The sequence below is a fragment of the Cryptosporangium aurantiacum genome, from assembly GCF_900143005.1.
GTDB classification, from domain to species: domain Bacteria; phylum Actinomycetota; class Actinomycetes; order Mycobacteriales; family Cryptosporangiaceae; genus Cryptosporangium; species Cryptosporangium aurantiacum.
In genome coordinates, this window is the sequence record NZ_FRCS01000002.1 from 581,846 (window position 1) to 605,771 (window position 23,926).

Consider the following 23,926-nt stretch of genomic DNA (forward strand, 5'->3'; position numbering starts at 1 on the left):
CTCAGCGCAGGTCCTCCCCCTCGGAGCGGTGCATCGGCCCGGCCGGCCCGGAATGCCCGGGGTTACCCGGCCAGCCCGGCTGACCGGGAACCGGCGGACCGCCGAGCGTGTCGCTCTGCGGCGGCAGCGGGTCGGTCAGCGGGTCGCCGGGGGCGGGCACCGCGGCGTCGCTACCGGGGTTGATGACCACGTGCGGCTCGTCGTCCGGGGCCGCATGCGCACCACCGTTGCTCCGCAGGCTGTGCGGGCCGCTGGCCAGGCGAGCGGTCGCCTCGTCCTCGGCCTTCTTCTTCAGCTCCGCGATCTCGGCCGCCGTCATCACCGGCGGCTTGTCGCTCGGCGCCCGCTTGCCGAACCCGTTGAACGGCGACATCGGCGGACGCTTCTGCACCCTGGCGCAGATGCGAGCCATGTCGTCCTTGCTCAGCGTCTCCTTCTCCAGGAGCTCGAGCACCATCGCGTCGAGGACGTCGCGGTACTCGGACAGGATCTCGTACGCCTCGTCGTGGGCGAGCTCGATCAGCGCCCGGACCTCACCGTCGATCTCGGCCGCGATCGCGTCCGAGTAGTCGCGCTGGTGGCCCATGTCGCGGCCGAGGAACGGCTCCGAGTCGCTGGTGCCGTACTTGATCGCACCGAGCTTGGCGCTCATGCCGTACTCGGTGACCATCGCCCTGGCCATGCCGGTGGCCTTCTCGATGTCGTTGCCCGCGCCGGTGGTCGGCTCGTGGTAGACGAGTTCCTCCGCCGCGCGGCCGCCGAGCGCGTAGGCCAGCGTGTCGATCATCTCGGACCGGGTCTGGGTGTACTTGTCCTCCGTCGGGAGGATCAGCGTGTGGCCCAGCGACCGGCCGCGGGGGACGATCGTCAGCTTGTGCACCGGCGCCGAGTGCGGCAGCGCCCAGGCCACCAGCGCGTGCCCACCCTCGTGGTACGCGGTGACCTTGAGTTCCTTCGCGCTCATCGCCCGGGTCTTGCGCTCCGGACCAGCGATGACACGGTCGATCGCCTCTTCGAGGTACTCGTTGGTGATCGCCTTCTTGTCCTGCCTGGCGGTCAGCAGCGCGGCCTCGTTGATCACGTTCGCCAGGTCGGCGCCGGTGAAGCCGGGCGTACGGCGGGCGATGGTGTCGAGGTCGACGTCCGGCGAGAACGGCTTGCCCTTGGCGTGCACCCGAAGGACGGCCTTACGACCCTCCAGATCCGGACGATCGACGGCGATCTGCCGGTCGAAGCGGCCGGGACGCAGCAGCGCCGGGTCGAGGATGTCGGGCCGGTTCGTCGCGGCGATCATGATGATGCCGCCCTTGACGTCGAAGCCGTCCATCTCGACCAGCATCTGGTTGAGGGTCTGCTCGCGCTCGTCGTGGCCACCGCCGAGGCCGGCGCCACGGTGACGGCCGACCGCGTCGATCTCATCGACGAAGATGATCGCCGGGGCGTTCTGCTTCGCCTGCTCGAACAGGTCGCGGACCCGGCTGGCGCCGACACCGACGAACATCTCGACGAAGTCCGAGCCGGAGATCGAGTAGAACGGCACCCCCGCCTCGCCGGCCACGGCACGAGCCAGCAGCGTCTTACCGGTTCCGGGCGGGCCGTAGAGCAGGACGCCCTTCGGGATCTTCGCGCCGATCGCCTGGAACTTGGCCGGGTTCTGCAGGAACTCCTTGATCTCGTGGAGTTCCTCGATGGCCTCGTCCGCACCGGCGACGTCCGCGAACGTCGTCTTCGGGGTGTCCTTGCTGACCAGCTTGGCCTTCGACTTGCCGAAGTTCATGACTCGGCTGCCGCCACCCTGCATCTGGCTCATGAAGAGGAACAGCAGGACGACGACGACCAGGATCGGCAGAAGGGTGATCAGCAGCGTGACGAAGATCGACTCCTGGGTGACCTTCGTATCGAAGGCGGGCCCGTCGTTCGACTTGGCCTGGTCCGACAGCAACGTGAAGACGTCGTCGGCGGACTGCGACGGGAACGAGGCCTCGATCTTGTTCGAGCCCCGGTAGTCGCTGTTCAGGTCCAGGCGGAGGATCTGCTCTTTGTCCTGGAGTTGCGCTTCTTTGTAGTTGCCGTCGCGCACCTGTGCCAGGGCGACGGAGGTGTCGACCTTCTTGTAGTCGTCGTCGCCGGTGAAGAGTGAACCCAGCAACAGAGCGACCAGGATCATCAGGATGATCCAGACCAAGGGCCTGCGGATGAAGCGAGTACGTTCCATGCTCCGTGCGGGGTACTCCGAAAAGCAGAGCCCCGGCCCCTCCCGATTCTCAGGCTATTAGGCGCGTGTCGGTGTGCACTACAGGTGTTTCGGCGGGCGTTATAACTACGAGTTCACCCGGTCTTCGAAGCGTACTCCGCGCCCACCGACCGTGCAGGTGGCCGGTCGGCAACCCTTCGAGACAACGGGTGAACCCTGGTCACCGTTCCCTGACCGCTCAGGAGGCGCCGTAAACCTGGGGTTTCAACACCCCGACAAACGGCAATCCGCGGTACTGCTCGGAGTAGTCGAGGCCATATCCGACGACAAATTCGTTCGGGATGTCGAAGCCGACGTAGGGCACCTCCACCGGCACCTTCACCGCGTCCGGTTTCCGCAGCAGGGCGACGACCTGGACCGAGGCGGGGTTACGGCTGGCCAGATTCTTCAGCAGCCAGCTGAGCGTCAGCCCGGAGTCGATGATGTCCTCGATGACCAGGACGTGCCGCCCGGCGATGTCACGGTCGAGGTCCTTCAGGATCCGCACCACGCCGGACGACGTGGTCGAGGACCCGTACGAGGACACCGCCATGAACTCGACCTCGGTCGGGTGCTGCAGTTCCCTGGCGAAGTCGGCCATGAAGACGAACGCGCCCTTGAGCACACCCACCAGCAGCAGCGGGCTCTCCGGGTCGGCCTGATAGTCGGCCTCGACCTTCCGGGCCAGTTCGGCGATCTTGTCCTTGATGTCGGTGGCCGAGACGACCACGCGCTCGATGTCGGCCGCGTACGGGCCGGAGTTCTGCAACTGGCTCGTCACAATTGCAGCCTACGGGCGTCCGCTCTCTCCCCAGCCCCCAGGGCCTCACCTCGGTACAAACCGCCTGGCGACGAGGATGCCGTTGGTTCGAACCACTTCGATGCCCAGGGGGAGGTGGACCGCTCCCTGGCCGCGCCAGCGGATGACCAGCGCGTCCAAGGCGTCGACGTGCGTCGATGCCAACGTGCCGGCCGGAGCGCCCTGCTCGATCGCCCACCGCCGCAGCACCCGCCCGCGCAGTGCGGGGTGGGCGTCCGCCAGCACGCGCACGTCCAGCCCGCGCTCGGCGGCCGGCGCAGCGGCGTCCGCGCGAACGGCGTCCGCCTGACCCGGCGCGCGCGGATCCTCGGCGGGGACCATCGCTCGGGCCAGCAGTTCGGCCGCGAGCTCGTCGAGCAGGTCCGCGTCGGCGCGCAGCAGCGCGGCGCTGCGCGCCAGACCGGCCATCAGGCCGCCGCCGGCGGCCTCCTCCAGCGCGGGCAGCACCGCACGCACCCGTGACCGGGCGTAGGCCGGGTCGACGTTGTGCGGGTCGTGCCAGGTGGGCAGCGCTTCGTCCGCGCAGGCCGCGTGCGTCGTCGCGCGGGACAGCTCCAGCAGCGGACGCCGGTAGACGCCCCGAACCGGCGCCATCCCGGCCGCCGACCGCGCTCCCGAGCCGCGGGCGAGCCCGAGCAGCACGGTCTCGGCCTGGTCGTCGGCGGTGTGCCCGAGCAGCACGGCCGCGGCGCCGTGCCGAACCGCGGCGGCGTCCAGCGCGGCGTACCGGGCGTACCGGGCCGCCGCCTCCGGCCCGCCGCCGGTGCCCACCTCGACCGGTACCGCCTCCGACGGCTCGAACCCGAGTTTCGTCCCCCACGCGGCGACATCGGCCGCGCGCGACGCCGAACCCGGCTGCAGGCCGTGGTCGATCGTCACCAGCCCGGCCCGCAGCCCCGCCCGGGATGCCTCGAACGCGGTGGCCGCCGCCAGCGCGGCGGAGTCGGGCCCGCCGGAGCAGGCCACCAGCACGAGCGAGCCGGCCGGCAGCTCACGCAGGACGGCCCGCACCGCGACCCGTACCGCGGCAACCGCTGCCGGCGGCCCGACCATCTAGTTCGTGGCGGCGGTGGCGCCGTGGACGCGCGCCACCCAGGCGTCCGGGTTGTTGATCTCGGACGGGAGCGGAAGCGTCTCGGCCGAGGTCCAGATCTGGTTGAAACCGTTCATGCCGACCTTCTCGACGAGGGCCGCCACGAACCGCCGCCCCTCGGCGTACTGCCGCATCTTGACCTCGATGCCCAGCAGCCGCCGCACCAGCTTCTCGAACGGGTTGCGAGCCGCGCGCCTGGCGTTGAACCGGGCCCGGATCCCCTCGACGGTCGGCACGACGTCCGGCCCGACGCCGTCCATCACGAACTCGGCATGGCCCTCGACCAGCGTCATCAGCGCGGTCAGGCGGTCGACCACCGCACGCTGGGCCGGCGTCTGCACCAGGTCCAGCACCGAGGCCTTGGACTCCGGGTTGCGGACCGCGTCGGCCAGCGCCGAGATCCCGTTGCGGACCCGGTCGGCGAGCGCGTCCGGGTCGAGGTCGGTGGCGTCGACGAACGCGTTCACCTCGGACAGGAAGTGGTCGCGCAGCCAGGGAACCGCGGTGAACTGGGTCCGGTGGGTGACCTCGTGCAGGCAGACCCAGAGCCGGAAGTCGGTCGGGTCGACGCCGAGCTTGCGTTCGATCTCCACCACGTTCGGGGCGACCAGCAGCAGCCGCCCGGGGGCTCCGGAGAACACCTCGTACTGGCCGAGCACCTTGCTGGAGAAGAACCCGAGGATCGTGCCGACCTGGATGCCGGTGGCCTTGGAGCCCACCGCCTTGACCGCGGTGCCGACCGCGCCGCCCATCGGCCCCAGCGGCGACGGCTTGGGCGGGGAGACCGACTGCAGCTTCTCGATGACCGGGTCCATCACGATCTGCAGGCCCTCGACGTTCGAGCGGACCCAGTCGGTGCGGTCGACGACCTGGACCGGTGGATGGTCGACCTGCGCGCTCAACCCCGTGTACGCGGCGACGTGCCGTTCCGCCGCGTCGGTCAGGCGACGCAGCTCCAGCACTACGTCCGCCGCCTCGGTGACGCTCACCCGCGGGCCACCACCGGTAAGCGTCGCGGCGGTGGAGACCGCCAGATCCCAGTCCACCATCTGCGTCATCTCTTCACGGTACGGGTGAATCGCACGCGGCGCCCACCGGACCGGTTGCTCACCGGCACCCGCACTGCACCAGCGTCGCCGCGATCCGGTCCAGCGCGTCCTGCGCCCCCTGCGTCCCGCCGCTGGGCACTCCGTTGGCCACGGCGGCGAACACCAGCACGCGTCCCTCGACGGTCACGGTGACGCCGGTCAGCGAGCTGACCCCGGACAGCGTTCCGGTCTTCGCGCGCACCAGGCCGACACCTGCGGTCGCCGAGGGAGCCTCGAAGCGGTCGGCGAGCGTCCCGCTGTAGGAGGCCACCGGCAACCCGGCCAGCAGCGTCCGCAGCTGCGGGTGCTGGGTGCCGACCGCGGCGCTCAGCAGCCCGGTGAGCAGGTTCGGGGTCAGCCGGTTGAGCCGGGAGAGGCCGCTGCCGTCGACCAGGCCGAACCCGCTGACGTCGATTCCCGCCTCGGACAGCACCGCCTTCACGGCCTCGGCGCCACCCGCGAACGTCGCAGGCAGCCCCTTCTTGACCGCCACCAGCCGCTGCATCGAGTCGGCGATCACGTTGTCGGACTCGGTCAGCATCGCGTCGACGAGGTGCGAGAGCGGCGGCGACTTCAGCTCGGCGAGTTGCTGGGCACCATCGGCGGCCGTTCCCTGAACGACCTCGGCACCCTCGGCGCCGAGCAGCCTGGCGAACCGCCGGCCGACGAACAGGTCCGGCGTCGACGTCCGCGGGGCTTCGTGATCGGCGGTGGGCTGCAACCGGCCGCCGTTCGCGGTCAGCGCGTTCACCGGCGCCGAGTAGCCGCCCGAGACGATGTCCGAGTCCCACCCTGGGCCGACCGCACTGCCGCTGAAGAGGCTGCTGTCGACGACGATTCGGGTGACCTGGGTGCCCTTCAAGGCGGTTCGCACGCTCGCGGCCAGCGTGTCGAGCCGCGCCGAGCCGGGGTAGCTGTGCTGCTCGTCGAATGCCAGCGTCGGGTCACCGCCGCCGACGAGCACGATCTCGCCCGGCGTCGAGCCCTGCAGCACGGTGGTCGTCAGCCGGTGCGACGGCCCGTAGGCGAGCAGCACCCCAGCGGCAGTGACGGTCTTGGTCGTCGAGGCAGGAGTGACCGGAGTGTCGGCGTTTCGACTAAACAGCGTGCTCCCGTTTTCCGCGTCCCGTACGGACACGGCTACGCTGGTTCCGAGCCGGCGGTCAGTGAGCAGGCTGGTCAACGCAGCGGTGAGTCCCGCCTCGGTGGGCGGCTCGGCAGAGTCGTCGTCGGGGCTGAGTACCGTTGGCGGTTCGGTGAACACCGGACCTGCGGCGACGGCGGGGATCAGTACCCCGACGCGCCCGTCGTCCACCTCGCTCGCGCCACCGCGGACGAACCAGAGCAGGTCCGTAATCAGCACGGCAGCGAGGACCCAGCAGAGGGTGAGCCACAGCACAGGGTGGCGGCCGTTCTGCATATCCTCCCCAAGGGCTGTTTCCGACCTGCGAGACACTAGCCGTAATCAGCCCGACCCGATGAGGAGCCCATCCGTGGAGTTCGACGTCACGATCGAGATCCCGAAGGGTCAGCGCAACAAGTACGAGGTCGACCACGAGACCGGACGCATCCGCCTCGACCGGATTCTCTTCACCGCGACCCAGTACCCGGCCGACTACGGGTTCATCGAGGAGACGCTCGGTCAGGACGGCGACCCGCTGGACGCCCTGGTCCTGCTGCAGGAGCCGACGTTCCCGGGTTGCCTGATCCGCGCCCGCGCGATCGGCATGTTCCGGATGAAGGACGAGAAGGGCCCGGACGACAAGGTCCTCTGCGTCCACGCGAACGACCCGCGGCAGGAGCACCTGCGCGACATCCACCACCTGCCGGAGTTCGACCGGCTGGAGATCCAGCATTTCTTCACGGTGTACAAGGACCTCGAGCCCGGGAAGTCCGTGGAAGGTGCCCAGTGGGTCGGGCGTGCCGAGGCGGAGCGGGAGATCGAGCTGTCCCGCAAGCGCGCGGTCGAGGCGCACGGTGACTACACCGGCACCGGTGACGCGCACCCGCCGTCGGAGTAGTCAGCGGCACTCCGCACCGGGATGATGCACCGGTGAGCGGAATCGACGGGGTGGCAGCGGTACGGCCGGCCGCCGACGAAGAGCTGGCGGGCCTCGCTGAGGTGGAGAAGGCCTCGGAGGCCCCCTTCGCGGAGGCGGGCATGGTCCTGCCCGCCGAATACATGTCCGCGGACGCGCTGCGAAAGTGCGCGATCGTCCTGGTAGCGCCCGGGCCGACCGGTACGCCGGTCGGCTTCGCCGCGGTGGACGTCGTCGACGGCGCGGCGCACCTGTCCCAGTTATCGGTGGACGCCGCGTACGCGCGACAGGGCATCGGCCGCGGGCTGCTGGCCGCGGTGATCGGCTGGGCGCGGCGCGGTGGGCTGCCCGCGGTGACGCTGACGACGTTCCGGGACGTGCCGTGGAACGCGCCGTTCTACCGGCGGTACGGGTTCGTCGACCTCGACGAAGCCGACCTGACCCCGGGCCTGCGAGAGGCCCGAGCCCACGAGATCGCCGACGGCCTGGACGAAATCGCCCCCCGTCTAGCGATGCGCCGCCCCTTGCGCGCGAGCTGACGCGAAACCGCGCACCGCCCGGAGGAGCTGCTCGACCGGCCGTTCCTTGACTCGGACGCGATTCGTCGAGGGCTGCTGACCGTTGATCAGCTTCACGGCAAGGCCTGGCGGCGGCACCCACGCACATCCGAGCCGCGCTGGCCCGCACGCCCTGATCACGCACGCCTAGCGACGCGAAACTGGCCTCTAAGGCGCGCTTAGAGGCCAGTTTCGCGTTAAGCCGGGGGTCAGGAGAACGGGCCGCCCAGGCTGCCGCCGCCGTCGATGACGAACAGGCCGCCGGTCACCCAGGACGCCGCGTCGCTGGCCAGGAACAACGCCGCGCTCGCGATGTCGTTCGGCTGACCGAGCCGCTGCAGCGGCCACGGGTACTTGGCGTCCTCGCCTGCCCCCTCCCACAGCGCCCGCGCGAATTCGGTCTTCACCAGGCCCGGCGCGAGCACGTTCACCCGGACGTTCGGCCCGACCTCGGTCGCCAGCTGCTGCGTGAGGAAGATCAGCGCCGACTTCGTGATGCCGTAGATCGCCAGCGGCCCACCCGCGCGCAGCCCGTCGATGCTCGCGACGTTGATGACCGAGCCGCCGTGCTCCTTCATCCATCCGCGGTAGACAGCCTGCGTCCACACCAGCGGCCCGCGCAGGTTCACCTCGAACGTCTTGTCCCACGCCGGGAGCTCCGCGTCGATGACCGGCCCCATGTACGGGTTGGTCGCGGCGTTGTTCACCAGCACGTCGAGCCGCCCGTACTTCTGCAGCGTCTCGGCGACGACCCGCTCGGCGTCCTCGGCCTTACCGGCGTGCGCGGCGATCGCGTGCACACGATCCTCGCCGATCTCGGCGACCGCCTTCTCCAGCCCTTCCAGTTTGCGGGCCGTCAGCACGACCTTCGCACCGGCGTCGGCGTAGGCCTTGGCGATCGCGGCACCGATGCCACGCGAGGCGCCGGTGACGACAGCCACGCGCCCTTCCAGGTTGATGTCCACTCAAGCTCCTTAGCGGGAGGGGTCGAGGATCAGCTTGCCGACGGTGTTGCGGGACCGCAGGGCTTCGTGCGCGAGACGGGCCTCGGACAGCGCGTACTCCCCACCGGGGACAGCGCGGAGGCGACCGTCGAGGACCATGCCGAACAGCTCGGCGATCGCCGGCCGCAGTACGTCACCGGGCAGCAGGAACGCGTGTGCGAGCCACATCCCGGCCACGGTGGTGGAGTGCGAGAGCAGGCTCGCGGGCCTGACCGGAGTGGGCTGCTCCCGGCTGGCCATGCCGTAGAACGCCAGCCTTCCGAACGGCGCCAGCGCGGCGAGGCTCTGGTCGGTGACCCGCCCGCCGGTCATGTCGAGGACGATGTCGACCCGCTTGCCGCCGTTCGCCTCACGCAGCGCCGCGGTCATGTCCGGGGCACGGGAGTCCACCGCCACGTCCGCCCCCAGGGAGAGAGCGAGCTTGCGCTTCTCCTCGCTGGACGCCGTCGCGATCACTCGTCCGGCACCCCAGGCCTTGGCCAGCTGCACGGCAAGCGACCCCACCCCGCCTGCCGCGGCATGCACGACCACCGACTCGCCCGCCGCCAGCGGCGCCGACCGACGCAGCAGCAGCCAGGCCGAAGCGCCCTGGACGACCATCGCCAGCGCGGTCGTGTCGTCGACCCCGTCCGGGACGTCGAACGAGAGCGCGGGCTCGACCAGCGCCTTCTGCGCGTACCCGCCGCCCCCGGCGAGCAGCGACACGACCCGGCGGCCGTCCGCCAGCCGCCCGACGACCTCGGCGCCCGGCACCAGCGGCAACGACGCCGCCGCGAGGTACGAGTTCTCGGCCTGGTGGGTGTCCGCGTAGTTGACGCCCGCCCGGTCGACGTCCAAAAGAAGTGCAGTACCCGACGCGACGGGGTCGGGCAAATCGGTCGGGACCAGTACCTCGGGTCCGCCGAACTCAGTGATCTGGATCGCGCGCATCAGCCCTCCCGGAACGCAGTGATCTGAACGGATGGGTCCGCGGCGGGTGCCTTGTCCCCCGCGGGCGTGCGCGGCCCGGGGACGTTGCGGAACGCGAACGGCTCTGCCGGGCGCCCGACCTGCACGTACCAGGCCTCTCCGGTGCCCTCGCCCGCCAGGATCGCATCGAACGCCGCGACGACGTCGGAGACCTCCAGCAGCGGCACGCCGGACCCCACCAGCACGTCCCGGACGTTCTCGATGATCGCGGTCTCGGCGAACGAGGGGCAGAGCGCGTTCACCCGGATGCCCTGCGGCGCGTACAGCGGCCCGAGGGCCCGCACGAGGCCGACGACCGCGGCCTTGTTCGCGCCGTAGATCGGGTCGAACGGCACGGCGGTCAGGCCGGCGAGGCTGGCGGTCGCGATGATGTCGCCGCCACCGCGGGCCTTCAACGCAGGGATCGCCGCGTGCGCGCCGTAGACGACGCCGTCCAGGTTGATCGACATCACGCGGCGGTAGGCCTCGGGCGAGAACCCGTCCTCGAGCCCGAAGCCGGTCGCGACGCCCGCGTTGAGGAAGGCCAGGTCAAGGCCCCCGAAGGTGTCCACGGCCGCCGAAACGGCGGCCACGCTGTCGGACGGCTCGCGCACGTCACAGCGGCGGAAAACCCCACCGACCTCGGCCGCGACCTTCTCGCCACCAGCGACATCAACGTCGGTGACCAGTACCTGGTACCCCTGTGAAGCCAGCCGACGCGACACTGCGGCACCTATACCGCTGGCCCCGCCGGTCACCCAGGCCGCCTTTGCCATCCGAACCTCCTTGGTCGGTGTCCCCTGACAACTTACTGACTCGTCGGTTACTTTAGGGGCCATTCAGTGACTCACATCTCGGGAGAGCCCATGGACTTCGAGCCCAGCGCGCGAGCGCAGGAGTACATCGACCGCTTGACCGAGTTCATGGACTCGCACGTCTACCCGGCCGAGCCCGTCTACGAGTCCCAGCGCGCCGAGCTGACCGCCGCCGGTCAGCCGCACCAGCTCCCGCCGATCGTCGAGGACCTGAAGCGTGAAGCCAGGTCGCGCGGGCTATGGAACCTCTTCCTGCCGGACTCCGAGGACCCCAAGCACGGCCTGAGCGTCACCGACTACGCGTCGCTCGCCGAGATCACCGGGCGCTCGCCACAGCTCGCGCCGGAGGCGATCAACTGCGCCGCTCCGGACACCGGCAATATGGAGCTGCTCCACCTCTTCGGCACCGACGAGCAGAAGCAGACCTGGCTCACCCCGCTGCTCAACGGCGAGATCCGCAGCTGTTTCGGCATGACCGAACCCGACGTGGCCAGCTCGGACGCCCGCAACATCAGCACCAAGGTCGTCCGCGACGGCGACGACTACGTGATCAACGGTCGCAAGTGGTGGACCAGCGGCGCCGCCGACCCGCGCTGCAAGGTCATGATCCTGATGGGCAAGACCGATCCGGACGGTCCGCCCTACGCGCAGCAGTCGATGATCCTGGTCCCGATGGACACCCCCGGCCTGGAGGTCGTCCGCGATCTGAGCGTCTTCGGGTACCACGACCAGCACGGTCACTGCGAGATCCGGCTGACCGACGTCCGGGTGCCGGTGACGAACCGGCTGGGCCCGGAGAACAGCGCTTTCGCGCTGGCTCAGCAGCGTCTGGGTCCGGGTCGGATCCACCACTGCATGCGGGCGATCGGCATGGCCGAACGGGCTCTGGACGCCATGTGCCGCCGCGCCGTCTCGCGGGTCGCGTTCGGGAAGGAGCTGGCTCGGCAGGGCGTCGTCCAGCAGTGGATCGCGGAGTCCCGGATGGCGATCGAGCAGGCGCGGCTACTGACGCTCAAGACCGCCTGGCTGATCGACAAGAAGGGCTTCCAGTCGGCGCGCACCGAGGTCGCGGCGATCAAGGTCGTCGTGCCGCAGATGGCGACCAGCATCCTGGACAAGGCCATCCAGCTGCACGGTGGTGGCGGCGTCAGCGGCGACTTCCCGCTAGCGAGGGCTTACGCCGGTCTGCGGACGCTACGCCTGGCCGACGGGCCGGACGAGGTGCACATCATGTCGGTGGCGCGTACCGAGCTCGCCCCGTATCTGAACAAGTGAATGCGCCGGTACGGCGTCGGCTCACGTCGGCGTCCCGGCGCGAGCAACTGCTGGCGGTCGCACTCGACGAGTTCGGGCGGCGCGGGTTCCACCTCACGCAGATGGAGCACGTCGCCGCTGCGGCCGGCGTCTCGAAGGGCCTGCTGTACCAGCACTTCGAGTCCAAGGAGGAGCTGTTCGCGGCCGTCACCGCGGCCATCGTCGACGACCTCTCCCGGCAGCTGCACGAAGCGACGAACCCGGGCGACCCAGGGCTGGACCGGATGCGGGTACTGGCGAAGACGCTGTTCGACTTCGCCACCGGCCGGCCCAGTGCCTGGGCGGTCATCATCCGGCACTTCGACAAGCCCGAGGTCGGCGCCGAGCTCCGTGGCCTGCGCGACGGGCTCGGCGCGATCATCGTCGATCTGATGCTGCTCAACCGCCGGCAGAACCCCACCCGGCTGGCCGCGGCGGAACCGGTGGTCACGCTGCTGGCTCCGATGGTGACCGGCGGTTTGATGTCACTGATCTCGTGGTGGCTCGATCACCCCGAAGTGCCGCGGGAACGGGCCGAATCGATGGCTGTCGAGTTCATCTGGCTGGGCCTGGAACGTATTCGTGCTGGTGAACGCCTGGGAACGCCGCCCTTGTGAGGCGGTCGAACCTACTCGGACGCGCCGGACCGGGCAGCGCGGGTCCACTGGGAACCGGTGCCGACGGAGAAGCTGGACCGCATCGTCCCACCTCCCGATGGTGCCAATAGGGGTGGGATCGAGAGTGAGCCGCGAATAGGCAAACGTCAATGGCAATCGCCATCGACGAACGAACGCGGACGCACGACGGCCCGGAACGCCGTAGCGTTCCGGGCCGTAATGGGACCGGTGGGTCAGCCGATCTTGTCGCCGGCCTTCTCGGTCGCGGTCTCCGCTTCGGACGCCGCCTTCTTCACGGAAGTCCGGGCGGCCTTCACCTGAGTCTTGGCGGTCTTCGCCTGGTCGACGGCCGCGGTGGTCGCCGGGTCCTTGCGGATGCCGGACACCAGCTTCTCGCCGCGGTCGGCGAACTCGGTGTAGGTGCCGGTCACGCGGCCGCTCAGGTCGACATAGGTCTCGTTGACCTTGCCCGACAGGCCGGTCAGCGAGGTGCGCAGCGTCTGCGGCAGCTCGCGGGCCTGCGTCTGCAGGTCCTTGACCTGGCTGCGGAGCACCTCGACGACCGCACCCTGGTAGCGGGGCAGCGCGCGGATCTGCTCGACGGCGTAGTCCGCGACGCCGACGTAGGCGTAGAGGCCGCGCTTGGCGTCCGGAAGCGCGAACTTCACGTCGCCGGTGGCCTCGACGGTGTTGCCGGTCTTCTTGGTCTCGGTCTTAGCGGTAGCCATGATGAATTCCTCCCTGGCTCGTGCATGGGGATAGCGCGTGTTTCCCGGCGCAGGCGGGCTCGCCTGTCGTCCCCGGCAGCGGCGCCGGGACAGCGCTCAGGACTGCGAGAAGCCGGTCGTGGTCTCTTCGGCGTGGCCGGGGCTGGTGGCCGTCGCCTCGTTCTCGCGTCGGAACGAGTGGTAGATCTCCAGCAGGATCTGCTTCTGCCGCTCGGTCAGGTACTCGTCAGCGGTGATCGCGGACGCCGTTGCGCCGAGCGCACCGTCCGTCCGCAACCCCTCGACGCCGTCGAGCGTCTCCCGGTCGAGCAGCCCGGCGTGGACGTAGAGCGTCTCCGCGGAGATCCGCAGCGCCTTGGCGATCTGCTGGAGGATCTCGGCCGACGGCTTGCGGAGGCCGCGCTCGATCTGGCTCAGGTACGGGTTGCTGATGCCGGCTTGTTTGGCCAGCTGCCGGAGCGAGATCTGCGAACCCGCCCGCTGCTCGCGGATGAACTCGCCGAGCGTCCGGACCGCGTCCTGTGGCGACTTGAGCGAAGTCACGACCTCGCCCCCTCCACCACGCGTTCCGCTCCGACGTTGGCTACGCTACCGCGAGTGCTAGCTGCCAGCAAGCGGTTCCGCTAGCACTGCGGCGTGGCGCTGCCCACACTTGCCCCTAAAGCGGACAGCACCGCGCGAGCAACCTGGTCGGCCATCCGGAACGGGGCCGCGTTCGTCCGCGGCCGGGCGAACGCGGCCGCACCACGTGAGCTGGTGTACCAGCCGATCGCGAACCGGCGCGGATGCTCCTCGCCGTACCGGTCGATGACCCGGTTGTCTCGGCTGGTCCGCAGGCGACCGGTGGAGACGGCGTCCACGGTCTCCTCGACGCCCTGGCCGGTGACCATCAGATCGCGCAGCAACTCGTCGGCGGTGGCCACCACGGTCGGCTTCGGTAACCGCGCCTCGACCACGGCGTCCGCTTCGACGACCGTGTCGACGGCGGGCGAGCACGCCCGGAACCGGCCGCCCGCACCGTCGATCCGGACGTCCGGGCCGAGAAAGTGGACGATGCCTGCCCGGGAGAGCGCCAGCAGCTGCTCGAGCCGGAACGCGGGCGGCCCACTGGCGAGGAAGCTGAAGAACCCGTGCCACCACCCGTCGAGTTCCTCGACCTGACTCCGCCCGGTGAGCCGGCCACTCGCCAGCACGCGCGGCAACTGGCCGTAGATCGACAGCAGCGCGAGGAACGCCCCGAGATCGGCGCTGTACGCCTGATCGTTCCGGCGGACGACGTCCGCATGGATGTAGTGACGTAAGGCGGCCTGCACCGCGCCGTCGTCCGCAAAGCGGGTTTCGGCGAACGGGCGGTCGAGCCGGTCGAGGTCGAGGCGGTCCTCCTCGGCCGGAACGGCCGAGGCGACGAGATCGACGCGGGCGTCGCTGTACCAGGGCACCGCCGCGTAGGCGGCGGCGAAGTCGTCCCAGGGCAGCGTGGTGCGCTCCGAATGGGCGGCGAACAGCTCGTGGTAGTAGCCCCAGCCGATCTCCTTGGCGATCAGCGGCCAGACGTCCCGGCGGAACTCCAGCGGGCCGTCGGGCAGCGCGTCGATCTGCTCGGGGCCGAAGAACCGGGGCAGCTTGGGCGGTGGTCCGGCCAGGCGGTAGCCGGTCTTCGCGTGGTACGGGACGCCCCGGCCGGAGCCGACGTGCAGCCGCGGCTCGCGGCCGGACGGGGCGTAACTACCGTCCTCCAGGAACCGGCCGCCACGGCCCTCGGTGAGCAGCACGACGAGGTCCACGAACGCGAGCCCGAGCCCGCGGACCAGCACGTCCTGGCCCGGTTGCAGGGGGGCGAGGTCGAGGTCGGCGGTGTAGGCGGGCGGCACGTAGGTCAGGTCGTGGGCGCGCGCGTACTGCGCGAGCCGCGCCGTCTCGCCGGTCGGCTCGGCGTCGAGGTGGCCGAGCGCGAGCACTACGACGTCAGCCTCCAGCGGTTCGGTCCGTCCGGCGAGATGGACGCGCTGGGCGGAACCCGTACCGTCCTCGATCCGCACCGCGCGATCGGCGATGGTCTCGATCCGGATGTTCGCGGGCGCGGACGCCCGGACCTGGTCGAACACCCAGGTCAGGTAGCCGCTCTGGACGTGCCTGCTGACGAACGAACGTCCCTCGACGCCCGGGGTGCCGGTCTCGTCGGCCCACTCGTGCAGCGCGGGGCCGGGGGCGAGCGGCCCGTCGACGAGCACGGTCTCGTCCGGGAACATCGTGACGTCCTCGGCCATCGAGTTCATCAGCAGCAGCGGCGACTGGTCCGCACGCCAGACTCGGCCCGCTCCCGGCGGGTGCGGATCGACCAGCGTGACCTGTAACGGACGATCGCCGAGCAGCTCGGGGGCGCTGGCGATCAGACGTTCGAGCAGCCCGGTGGCGCCGGGGCCGGCACCGACCACGACGAGGCGCGCTGGTTCTGCCGTCATGTAGCCCCCTTCTCCTACGGGCATAGTAGGCAGGTTCCCGAGAATGATGCTTGACCCTCACGTGGCGTGAGTCCTTACCGTCCTTCGCATGAGTTGGTCGGTCGGGCAGGTTGCGAAGGACGCCGGGATCACGGTTCGGACACTGCACCACTACGACGAGGTCGGGCTCCTCACCCCCAGCGAGCGGACGAGCGCCGGATACCGCCGGTACTCCTACGACGACCTCGCGCGGCTGCAGCGCATCCTCGCGTACCGGCAACTCGGGTTCGGATTGGACGAGATCGCGGCGATCCTGGATGACAGCTCCGTTGATCCGATCGATCATCTGCGGCGGCAGCACGCGCTGTTGACCGGGAAGATCGAGGAGCTGCAGCAGATGGTCGCCGCCGTCGAGAAGACGATGGAGGCGAGAAGGATGGGCGTTTCGCTCAACCCGCAGGAGATGTTCGAGGTGTTCGGCGACAACGACCCCACCCAGTACGAGGAAGAGGTCAAGGAGCGCTGGGGCGACACCGACGCGTACCGGCAGTCGCAGCAGCGGACCTCGCGGTACACCAAGGACGACTGGCTGACGATCAAGGCCGAGGCGGCGGCGAACGTCGAGCAGTTCCGCGCCGCGTTCCTGGCCGGCACCCCGGCGGACGCCGTGGAGGCGATGGACGCGGCCGAGGAGCACCGGCAGCACATCACCCAGTGGTTCTACGACTGCAACTACGAGATCCACCGCGGCCTCGGCACGATGTACGTCGACGACGAGCGGTTCACGGCCAACTACGACACCGATACGCCGGGGTTGGCTGGGTACATCCGAGACGCGATTCACGCGAACGCCGCTCGCGCCGGTAAGTGACCCGACAGCGACTCCACCGCCCGCCCCCTACCGTCGCGTTCGAACGGGCGGGGTGTGCGGTGGAGTCGTCCTCGGCGCCCACCTTCCGGACCGGATCCAGGGCCGCCGCGGCTTCGGCTCGGAGAACCCGATGGGGACATTCGGCACCGTCCATCCGTGACACTCGGTCCACGGGGAAGGCGAAGTTGCGACATTTTTGTCAGTATTTGAGACATGCAGTGGCGTCGAGACCTCTGGATCGCTGTCCTCGCGGTCGGCGTGGGCGCCTTCGTCGCGGGTGAACGCATTCTCGCGGCGTCGGACGAGCCTGGCCTGGTGACGACGGTCCTCGTGATCGGCGCGGCGACCGCACCCGCCGCGTTCTACGCGGCCGCGCTCGGACACCAGCTGCGGTTCACGCTGCCGACGTGGGTGGTGGCAGCGTCCGCGGCGACCGCCGCGCTGCTCGGCGCCGGGACGGCCGGGCTGCTCGGGTATCCCACCCTGGAGCACCTCGGTCCGGCGTCGACGGTAGCGGTCGCGCTGGTCAAGACGTCGGTGACGCTGCTCGTGCCGCTGGCCGTGCTGTTCGCGCTGCCCACTCGGCGAGCCGCGGACGGCCTCCTGATCGGCGCCGCCGCCGGTGCCGGGTTCGCAACCGCGGAGGCCGTCGGCTACCTGGTCACGTCCCCGGATCTGGTCGGGCCGGCCGCCCACGCGGTGCTGGTCCGCGGGCTGCTCGGTCCGGCCTCCCACCTGGCCTGGGCCGGGATCGCGGCTGCGGCGCTCTGGCTCGCTGCTCAGCAGCACTGGAGCGGGCGGGCGCTGCGGCGGCTCGTGCTCGCGATGATCGGTGTGGTGGCGCTGCAGGCGCTCTGGGAGGGCGCGGACAGCGTCCCGGCTCGGACGCTGCTCACCGTGGTGAACGTGCTGCTGCTCGGGTGGGTCGTAGTACGGACGGCGTCGCCGCGCCGTGGCGTCCCCACGCGTGTGCTGGTCCGCGAGGCCGCAGACGCGGCCCCGGCCCCGGCCGCAGCCCGCGTCCCGACTTCGGCCCGCGTCCCGAACTCGACCCCGGCTTCGGCCCGGGTCCCGACTCCGGTCCCGACCCCGGCCCGCGTCCCGACCTCGGCTCCGGCCCGGGTCCCGACCTCGACCCCGACTCCAGCCCGGGTCCCGAACTCGACCTCGAACCCGGCTTCCGCCCGGGTCCCGGCCCCGGCCCAGGTCCCGCCTCCCGCCCAGGTCCCGCCTCCGGCCCAGGTCCCGCCTTCCGCCCAGGTCCCGGCCCCGGCCCCGGCCCAGGCCCAGGCCCCGGGCCAGGTCCCGCCTCCCGCGCCCGCGCCGACGGACGCCGCCCCGGCGCCGAAGCCGAACCCCGGGTCGAGCCCCGAGCCGGAGCCGGAGCCGGGGGCGACGGTCGGCGGGTCGGGAACCCCCAAAGCCTGACCGCACGTTTCACAGGAGTCGCATCCTGCAACATCGACAACATCACTTACGGTGCTTTTCATGGAAAAGCACGATCCGCCGACGTTCGACTGGACTCCGCCCAAACGTCGCCACCGGATGGCCTCCGTCATGATCGGGCTGGCCACCGTTGTCGTCTTCGGCCTCTGCGGCGTCGGGATCTGGATCGTCGACGGCGGACCGGCTGACGACCCGAAGCCCCGTCGGACGAGCGCGGCACCGGTCGCGGTGGCCAGCCCATCGCTCGATGAAAACACCGTCGAGTTGCTCGGCAACGAGCCGAGACTCGGCAGCACGGTACGGAACGGCGCGTTCGAGTACCGCGTCACCGACCAGCAGTGCGGCGTTCCCGAGGTCGGCGTCAACGCCGGATCCGCTGGTCAACCGTCCCGCGGCCACTTCTGCGTGGTGACGCTGAGCGTCCGCAACGTCAGTCGGCGCGCCCAGGTGTTCACCGCCGCGGACCAGGTCGGCTACACGACCGCGGGCGACCGCTACCTGGGCAGCGCCCCGGCGTCCCGGTACGCCAACGGCAGCAGCCGCACGTTCCTCACCCCGATCGGACCGGGCGCCGCCGTCACCGGCAAGCTCGCGTTCGACCTGCCGAACGGCGAGCGGCTCGACTCGCTCCGCCTCCGCGTCACGGCCTCCGCAGGCAGCGTCGCGGTCAGCCTCAGCTGAGGCCGTCCCGAACCGCCCGGCGGTGATCGGCGGCGGCGTCGGTCACCGCGGTCAGGAATCGGTGGGCCACCTCCACCTCCTGCTCGGTGAAGCTGGCGACGACCTGGTAGATCCGCTCGTGCAGCGGTCCGAAGAACTCCTTGGCCAGCACCATGCCTTGCTCGTCGTAGTGCAGGTACACCCGACGACGGTCGGTACCGGTCCGGACCCGGCGAATCTGTCCGAGCCGCTCCAGCCGGTCGATCACCGCGGTGGTCGCCCCGGACGAGAGGCCCAGCGCCTCCCCCAACCGGCCGGGCGTCGTCGGCGTGCCGCGCCCCTCGGCGTCCATCACCTCGATCAGCGCGTGCAGGTCGGTCGCGTGCAGGCCGTGCAGGTCGGCGAACGCGTGGCTGACCAGCCGCGCCTCGACGAAGTATCGCCGTAGCTCCCGTCCCAGCGCCCGCGTCTGCTCTCGCCGGTGGTCGTCCGTGTCCACGAGTTGCAGACTATAGCCGCGTCACTAAGAATCTCGACTGTCGAGAGACTTCACAATCGAGAGAAGAGCGATGCCCGAGTTTGTGACCGGACGCCGGACGGCCTGGCTGGTACTCCTACTGGCGGCGCTGTTCTCCGGGCTGGTGATCGCGTTCGGCGGCACCGCGGAGAACAGCAACGAGCCGACCGCGGCGCTCCCGTCGTCCGCCGAATCCGCAAAAGTCGCCGAGTTGCAGAAGCAGCTCCCGAGCGGGGAGACGAACCCGGCGCTGATCCTGTACGCACGGGACGGCGCACCGCTGACCGACGCTGACATCGCCGCGATCCAGGCGGATGCGAAGGAGTTCACCCCCCTCGCGCTCGGCGGCCGGATCTCTCCCCCGATTTATTCCCCGGACCGCACCGCCGCACTCCTCGCCGTGCCGTTCGCCGCCGACCTCGACAACGAGCTGGTCATCGACCGGGTCACCGAGCTGCGGGAGAAGGCGAAGGACGGTCTCCCCGAAGGGCTGACCGCCCAGGTCACCGGCGGCGCAGGCTTCCTGGCCGACATCGCGTCCTCGTTCAGCGGCGCGAACTTCAAGCTGCTCACGGTCACCGCGGGCGTCGTCGCGCTGCTGCTGCTGATCACCTACCGCAGCCCCGTGCTGTGGCTGGTGCCGCTCGCAGTCGTCGGCCTCGCCGACGTGGTCGCCGCCTCGATCATCGCGCTGATGTCCCGGGCCACCGGCCTGAACATCGACCCGTCGACGACCGGCATCGTCGACGTCCTGGTCTTCGGCGCCGGCACCGACTACGCGCTGCTGCTGATCGCCCGCTACCGCGAGGAGCTACGCCTCACCGAGGATCGCCGGGCAGCGATGCGCCAGGCTCTCCGCTCCGGTGGTGGTGCGATCGTGGCCAGTGCGGTCACCGTGACGTTGAGCCTGCTCACGCTCGCGCTGGCGATCCTGGAGAATGACCGGGCGATCGGTCTGGCCGGCGCGATCGGCATCGTCGTCGCCGCGGTATTCGGCCTGGTCGTGCTTCCGGCCGCGCTCGTCGTCTGCGGTCGCGGGCTGTTCTGGCCGTTCGTGCCGAAGGTCGGCGACCCGGACAAGTCGCGGACCGGAGCCTGGGCCCGCGTCGCGGCTGGTGTCTCTCGCCGTCCGGTCGCAGTGATCGTTTTCTCACTGGTGCTGCTCGGGGCCATGTCGGCCGGTCTGACCGACGCCCGGCTCGGGCTCAGCCAGTCCGAGCAGTTCCGGGTGAAGGCCGAGTCCGTCGACGGGCTCGAGGCGCTGGCCCGGTACTACCCCGCCGGTGCCACCGACCCGGTAGCGGTGATGACCACGCCGGACAAGATCGCCGAGGTGACCGCGCTGGCCGAGGACACGCCGGGCGTCGCGTCGGTGCGGCCCGGCGAAACAGCCGGTGACCTGGCCGAACTCGACGTGGTGCTGAAGGCGGCACCCGCGACGTCCGAGAGCTACGACGCGATCCGCGCGCTGCGCGACCGGCTGGACTCGACCGGGGCGCTGGTCGGCGGTTCGGTCGCCACCGAGCTCGACACCCGCGAGGCCGCGATCCGGGACCTGAAGGTGATCGTGCCGCTGGTGCTGGGCGTGGTCCTGATCGTGCTGATCGTGCTGCTGCACGGGGCGATCGTCGCGCCGCTGCTGCTGATGCTGACGGTCGTGGCGACGTTCTTCGCATCGCTGGGAGCCAGCACGTTCCTGTTCACCCACGTGCTGGGCTACCCGGCGCTGGACACCGTCGTGCCGCTGCTGGCGTTCCTGTTCCTGGTCGCGCTGGGCGTCGACTACAACATCTTCCTGGTCACCCGGGCCCGGGAAGAGGCGCTGCGCCACGGCACCCGGGAAGGCATCAAAACGGCGGTGGCGGTCACCGGCGGTGTGATCACCAGCGCGGGCATCCTGCTGGCCGCGGTGTTCGCGGTGCTCGGTGTCCTGCCGCTGATCACGCTCACCGAGATCGGCGTGATCGTGGGGCTGGGTGTCCTGCTGGACACCCTGCTGGTCCGGACCGTGCTGGTCCCGGCGCTCGTGGTGCTGCTGGACCGTCACTTCTGGTGGCCCTCACCCCTCTCCCGGGTCCCGTCTCCGTCAGCCGAGGCCCGAGAAAAAACCAACGCCTGATATCGACGCCTGCATGGCGCGCGCCGGTCGCTCCCGCGACCGGCGCGCGCTGCTGCCGCCGTGACGTCCCGCCGCGCCGTAGCCGGTAACTCGCCCACCCTCCGGTTGCTGGGGGTGTGCAGGGCTCAGCTCTCGCTCGAGCTCGCCCACAGGTTGATGCCGACTTCGACCGCGTACTTGTCGATCTCGGCCAGTTCGGCGTCGGTGAACGTGGTGTTCCGCGTCGCCGCCAGGTTGTCCTCCAGCTGCGCGACGCTGGACGCACCGATCAGCAGCGACGAGATCCGCTCGTCGCGCAACGCCCACGCGAGCGCGAGCTGCGCCAGCGACTGCCCGCGCGACCCGGCGATCTCGTTCAGCGCGCGGATCCGCCCCAGCGTGTCCTCGGTCAGCATCGACGACGTCGCCGAGCCTTCCCGCGCCACCCGGGAGCCCGCCGGGATCCCGTTCAGGTACCGGTTCGTCAGCAGGCCCTGGGCCAGCGGCGAGAACGGGATGCACCCCACGCCGAGCTCGCCGAGCGTGTCGAGCAGCCCGCCCTCGATCCAGCGGTTGAACATCGAGTACGACGGCTGGTGGATCAGCAGCGGCGTCCCGAGGTCCCGCAGGATCTGCGCCGCCTCCAGCGTCCGCTCCGGCGAGTAGCTGGAGATCCCGGCGTACAGGGCACGGCCGGAGGTCACCGCCGTGTGCAGTGCCCCCATCGTCTCCTCGAGCGGCGTCTCCGGGTCGAACCGGTGCGAGTAGAAGATGTCGACGTACTCCAGCCCCATCCGGGCCAGCGACTGATCGAGGCTCGCGAGCAGGTACTTGCGAGAGCCGTGGTCGCCGTAGGGCCCCGGCCACATGTCGTAGCCGGCCTTCGTCGAGATCACCAGCTCGTCCCGGTACGGCTTCAGGTCCTCGGCGAAGATCCGCCCGAAGTTGATCTCCGCGCTGCCGTACGGCGGGCCGTAGTTGTTCGCCAGGTCGATGTGGGTGACGCCGAGGTCGAACGCCCGCCGGATGATCGCCCGCTGCGTCGAGAGCGGCGTCTCGTCACCGAAGTTCTGCCAGAGACCCAGCGAGATCTCCGGAAGCTTCAACCCGCTTCGCCCGACCCGCCGGTAGGTCTTGTTTTCGTACCGCGCAGCCGCTGCCGTGTAGCCCATTCAGTTCGCCCCCTCGGTCACCGGTGACTCTGGCACAGTCGGCAGCGCCTCTTGACCGCGCACCGCACCCCGTCCCAGCAGCAGGTACCCGACGAAGCCGATCACCAGCGACACGAGGACGCCGAGGTTGGCGAACGCCCAGTCACCGGACTTGCCGCCCAGCGGTCCGAGGAAATAGCCCTGCCAGTCGAGCCACGACGCCAGCGTGTTCGTCACCAGGCCCCAGCCGACGATCGAGCCGACCACGACGAGCCCGACCGATACCCACCGCACGTCGCCGTACCGACCGCTCGGGGTGAACAGCTCGTCCTCCGCGTAATCCTTCTTCCGCAGCGCGATATCAGCGATGAAGATGCCGCACCAGGCCGCGATCGGCACACCCAGCGTGATCAGGAAGCCCTGGAACGGCCCGAGGAAGTCGTTGGCGAAGAACACCACGTAGACGGCGCCGATCAGCATCAGCGTCGAGTCGATGCAGACCGCGACCCAGCGCGGCACCCGCAGCCCGACGTTGAGCAGCGCTAGGCCGGACGAGTACACGTCCATGATCGCGCCGGCGACCAGCCCGAGGATCGTCGCGACCGCGAACGGCACCAGGAACCACGTCGGCAGGATCGTGGTCAGCGCGCCGACCGGGTCGGCGGCTATGCCCGCGTTCAGGTCGTCCGACGAGCCGGCGAGCAGGATGCCGAACAGCAGCAGCACCACCGGCGGCAGCGACGAACCGAGCGTCGTCCACAGCACGACACCCCGGGTCGACGCCGACCGCGGCAGGTACCGCGAGTAGTCGGCGGCCGCGTTGACCCAGCCCAGGCCGAAGCCGGTCATCGTGAAGACGAACGCGCCGATCACCGCCGGTGCGGAACCACCCGGCAGGTCGACGACCCGGCCGAAGTCGATGTTGTCCGCGGCGAACACCAGGTAGACGGCCGTGAGCAGACCCGCGATCCAGGTGATCCACCGCTGCGCGCGCATGATCAGGTTGAACCCGAGTGTGCCGCCCAGCGCGACCATCGCGACGATCACGATCAGCGCCACGACCTTGGTCCCGGTGCCGCCGCCTGCGCCCAGCCGGTCGAAGATCGTCGCGGTGGCGAGCACCGCGACGACGACCAGCGAGGTTTCCCACCCGACGGTGAGCAGCCAGGAGATCAGCGACGGCAGCCGGCCACCGCGGACGCCGAACGCCGCGCGGGTCAGCGTCATCGTCGGCGCGGAGCCCCGCTTACCGGCGATCGAGATGATGCCGACGAACAGGAACGAGATCACCACACCGACGACGCCGACCAGCGCCGCCTGCCAGAACGAGATGCCGAACCCGAGGATGTAGGACCCGTAGCTGACGCCGAGCACCGAGACGTTCGCGGCGAACCACGGCCAGAACAAGTCCCTGGGACTGCCCTTGCGCTCGGACTCGGCGATCTGGTTGATGCCGTTGACCTCGACGCTCAATGCCGTATCGCTCATCGTCTCCCCCAGGTGGTGC

At 70.2% G+C, this 23,926-nt stretch carries 22 protein-coding genes; 8 read left to right on the forward strand and 14 right to left on the reverse strand.

The annotated features are described in order from the left end of the window. Position 1 precedes the first annotated feature (1 nt). The 5 genes from ftsH to dacB form a co-directional block, all read right to left on the reverse strand. The gene (ftsH, locus tag BUB75_RS09500) at positions 2-2,215 is read right to left on the reverse strand and encodes an ATP-dependent zinc metalloprotease FtsH (protein ID WP_084740594.1); all 2,214 of its coding nucleotides are present in this window, start codon (positions 2,213-2,215) and stop codon (positions 2-4) included. A gap of 217 nt (positions 2,216-2,432) precedes the next feature. Further along, the gene (hpt, locus tag BUB75_RS09505; protein ID WP_073255238.1) at positions 2,433-3,002 is read right to left on the reverse strand and encodes a hypoxanthine phosphoribosyltransferase; all 570 of its coding nucleotides are present in this window, start codon (positions 3,000-3,002) and stop codon (positions 2,433-2,435) included. A 57-nt stretch (positions 3,003-3,059) separates the two neighbouring features. Then, positions 3,060-4,106 (reverse strand): tRNA lysidine(34) synthetase TilS, encoded by a 1,047-nt coding sequence (gene tilS, locus BUB75_RS09510; RefSeq protein WP_073254407.1) that lies wholly within the window; start codon positions 4,104-4,106, stop codon positions 3,060-3,062. Beyond that, positions 4,107-5,204 carry a zinc-dependent metalloprotease gene (locus BUB75_RS09515; protein WP_073254409.1) on the reverse strand — a complete coding sequence of 366 codons (1,098 nt, stop codon included), beginning with the start codon at positions 5,202-5,204 and terminating at the stop codon, positions 4,107-4,109. Positions 5,205-5,253: 49 nt separating this feature from the next. Beyond that, positions 5,254-6,597 carry a D-alanyl-D-alanine carboxypeptidase/D-alanyl-D-alanine endopeptidase gene (gene dacB / locus BUB75_RS09520; protein WP_178379805.1) on the reverse strand — a complete coding sequence of 448 codons (1,344 nt, stop codon included), beginning with the start codon at positions 6,595-6,597 and terminating at the stop codon, positions 5,254-5,256. 130 nt (positions 6,598-6,727) lie between these two features. On the opposite strand from dacB, the gene BUB75_RS09525 reads away from it, so the two are divergent. After that, on the forward strand, positions 6,728-7,255 hold the full coding sequence (locus BUB75_RS09525; protein WP_178379806.1) for an inorganic diphosphatase: 528 nt from the start codon (positions 6,728-6,730) through the stop codon (positions 7,253-7,255). Positions 7,256-7,287: 32 nt separating this feature from the next. Continuing rightward, a complete protein-coding gene (locus BUB75_RS09530) occupies positions 7,288-7,812 on the forward strand; it encodes a GNAT family N-acetyltransferase (RefSeq protein WP_218617402.1) in 525 nt (174 codons plus the stop codon). Positions 7,813-8,039: 227 nt separating this feature from the next. Here the strand turns inward: BUB75_RS09530 and BUB75_RS09535 are convergent, their stop codons facing one another. Genes BUB75_RS09535 through BUB75_RS09545 form a run of 3 tightly spaced genes read right to left on the reverse strand, consistent with a single transcriptional unit; the run spans position 8,040 to position 10,558 of the window. Beyond that, a complete protein-coding gene (locus BUB75_RS09535; protein ID WP_073254415.1) occupies positions 8,040-8,795 on the reverse strand; it encodes an SDR family oxidoreductase in 756 nt (251 codons plus the stop codon). 9 nt (positions 8,796-8,804) lie between these two features. Further along, positions 8,805-9,764, reverse strand: a complete 960-nt coding sequence (locus tag BUB75_RS09540; protein ID WP_073254417.1) for a quinone oxidoreductase family protein — start codon at positions 9,762-9,764, stop codon at positions 8,805-8,807. Then, entirely contained in the window at positions 9,764-10,558 is a 795-nt protein-coding gene (locus BUB75_RS09545; protein WP_073254419.1) for an SDR family oxidoreductase, read from the reverse strand. The genes BUB75_RS09540 and BUB75_RS09545 overlap by 1 nt, the downstream gene beginning before the upstream one ends. A gap of 90 nt (positions 10,559-10,648) precedes the next feature. Here BUB75_RS09545 and BUB75_RS09550 point away from each other — a divergent pair, with 90 nt between their 5' ends. Continuing rightward, positions 10,649-11,872, forward strand: coding sequence for an acyl-CoA dehydrogenase family protein (locus BUB75_RS09550; protein ID WP_073254421.1), 1,224 nt, complete (start codon positions 10,649-10,651; stop codon positions 11,870-11,872). Further along, positions 11,869-12,507: a TetR/AcrR family transcriptional regulator gene (locus tag BUB75_RS09555; protein ID WP_073254423.1), complete on the forward strand. Its 639-nt coding sequence runs from the start codon at positions 11,869-11,871 to the stop codon at positions 12,505-12,507. The genes BUB75_RS09550 and BUB75_RS09555 overlap by 4 nt, the downstream gene beginning before the upstream one ends. Positions 12,508-12,740: 233 nt before the next feature. Here the strand turns inward: BUB75_RS09555 and BUB75_RS09560 are convergent, their stop codons facing one another. The 3 genes from BUB75_RS09560 to BUB75_RS09570 all read right to left on the reverse strand — a co-directional run bounded on the left by BUB75_RS09560 (position 12,741) and on the right by BUB75_RS09570 (position 15,697). Continuing rightward, entirely contained in the window at positions 12,741-13,235 is a 495-nt protein-coding gene (locus tag BUB75_RS09560) for a hypothetical protein (protein ID WP_073254426.1), read from the reverse strand. 96 nt (positions 13,236-13,331) lie between these two features. Continuing rightward, complete coding sequence (locus tag BUB75_RS09565; protein ID WP_073254428.1) at positions 13,332-13,778, reverse strand: helix-turn-helix domain-containing protein; 447 nt, start codon at positions 13,776-13,778, stop codon at positions 13,332-13,334. An 80-nt stretch (positions 13,779-13,858) separates the two neighbouring features. Beyond that, complete coding sequence (locus BUB75_RS09570) at positions 13,859-15,697, reverse strand: FAD/NAD(P)-binding protein (RefSeq protein ID WP_084740596.1); 1,839 nt, start codon at positions 15,695-15,697, stop codon at positions 13,859-13,861. A gap of 88 nt (positions 15,698-15,785) precedes the next feature. On the opposite strand from BUB75_RS09570, the gene BUB75_RS09575 reads away from it, so the two are divergent. The 3 genes from BUB75_RS09575 to BUB75_RS09585 all read left to right on the forward strand — a co-directional run bounded on the left by BUB75_RS09575 (position 15,786) and on the right by BUB75_RS09585 (position 18,674). Next, positions 15,786-16,547 (forward strand): MerR family transcriptional regulator, encoded by a 762-nt coding sequence (locus BUB75_RS09575; protein WP_073254435.1) that lies wholly within the window; start codon positions 15,786-15,788, stop codon positions 16,545-16,547. 213 nt (positions 16,548-16,760) lie between these two features. Continuing rightward, a complete protein-coding gene (locus BUB75_RS09580) occupies positions 16,761-17,975 on the forward strand; it encodes a PrsW family glutamic-type intramembrane protease (RefSeq protein ID WP_073254438.1) in 1,215 nt (404 codons plus the stop codon). Between the two features lie 60 nt (positions 17,976-18,035). Next, entirely contained in the window at positions 18,036-18,674 is a 639-nt protein-coding gene (locus tag BUB75_RS09585; protein WP_073254441.1) for a DUF4352 domain-containing protein, read from the forward strand. Here the strand turns inward: BUB75_RS09585 and BUB75_RS09590 are convergent. Continuing rightward, the gene (locus BUB75_RS09590; protein WP_073254444.1) at positions 18,667-19,152 is read right to left on the reverse strand and encodes a MarR family winged helix-turn-helix transcriptional regulator; all 486 of its coding nucleotides are present in this window, start codon (positions 19,150-19,152) and stop codon (positions 18,667-18,669) included. The two genes, BUB75_RS09585 and BUB75_RS09590, sit on opposite strands and share 8 nt — an antisense overlap. A gap of 70 nt (positions 19,153-19,222) precedes the next feature. Here BUB75_RS09590 and BUB75_RS09595 point away from each other — a divergent pair, with 70 nt between their 5' ends. After that, positions 19,223-21,289: an MMPL family transporter gene (locus BUB75_RS09595; protein WP_073254447.1), complete on the forward strand. Its 2,067-nt coding sequence runs from the start codon at positions 19,223-19,225 to the stop codon at positions 21,287-21,289. A 125-nt stretch (positions 21,290-21,414) separates the two neighbouring features. Here the strand turns inward: BUB75_RS09595 and mgrA are convergent, their stop codons facing one another. Then, complete coding sequence (gene mgrA / locus BUB75_RS09600) at positions 21,415-22,440, reverse strand: L-glyceraldehyde 3-phosphate reductase (RefSeq protein WP_073254450.1); 1,026 nt, start codon at positions 22,438-22,440, stop codon at positions 21,415-21,417. After that, entirely contained in the window at positions 22,441-23,907 is a 1,467-nt protein-coding gene (locus BUB75_RS09605) for a purine-cytosine permease family protein (RefSeq protein ID WP_073254453.1), read from the reverse strand. Positions 23,908-23,926 lie beyond the last annotated feature (19 nt).